Annotated in this window: 1 protein-coding gene; it reads right to left on the bottom strand. The window is 72.0% G+C overall.

Annotated elements, in window-relative coordinates; all coding sequences use genetic code 11:
* A partial coding sequence (locus PV679_RS36025) for an IS4 family transposase (protein WP_319685499.1) occupies positions 1 to 822 on the bottom strand: 822 nt, incomplete at both ends.

Here is an 822-nt window from a genome sequence, read left to right as displayed (position 1 = left end):
GGACGTGACGGCCGATGGTGCCGACGAGATTGATGTCCGTGCCGGTAATGACGCCTGCGGCCAGGATGAGCTGATCGCGGGCCGCGGCGAGGGCGGTGGTGAAGCCGGCCCGGTCGGGGTCGGTGCCCGGGACGCTGTCGGTGGCGTCGGTCATCGTGGTCCGCAGTGCCTGGTAGGCGGTCAGCAGGGCCCAGACCTCCTGCTCAATGCCGTCCGGGGTGCGGGCCCGCAGGACGCGTCCGCCCAGCATCGTGGACTTCAGCTCCGCGTAGGCGGTCTCGATCTCCCAGCGCTCGTGGTGGAGCCGGACGAGTTCGGCGGCAGGGTGGGCCGCGGGGTCGGTGAGGGTGGTCAGCAGCCGGTAGTGGCCGGTGCGTGTGCCCCGGGCGGTGCGGACGGTGACCGCGGCCTCGATGACACGCACGGTCAGTGGTCCGATCCGGGTCAGTGTCGAGCCGTCGCGGCAGCGGGCCACCGGGGGCAGGTTCCGGTTGGCCTTGCAGCGCACGAGCAGGTCGGCGCCGGTGGCGGCCAACTGGTTCAGCAGTGCGGTGGCGGCGAAGTTCCGGTCGCCCAGCAGCAGCATGCCGGCCCGCAGATCCGTGGCCAGGCGGCGGGCGTACTCCAGTTCGCCGGTCGTGGCCGGACCGAACACGGCCCCGATCATCGACCGGGTTCCGCAGGCCACCAGCACGGCCAGACGAAGCTGCGGATAGCCCGAGATTCCGTTGCCCAGCCGCTGCCGGGTGAACACCGCAAGGTTGGCCGGGCAGTCCGGGACCGACAACAGGGTGCCGTCGACCGCGACGACCCTCAGACCCC

Source organism: Streptomyces sp. AK02-01A, assembly GCF_033795305.1.
Classification (GTDB): Bacteria; Actinomycetota; Actinomycetes; order Streptomycetales; family Streptomycetaceae; genus Streptomyces.
The sequence above is the reverse complement of the archived record's forward strand: the minus strand, read 5'-3'. Positions and strand labels throughout refer to the sequence as shown.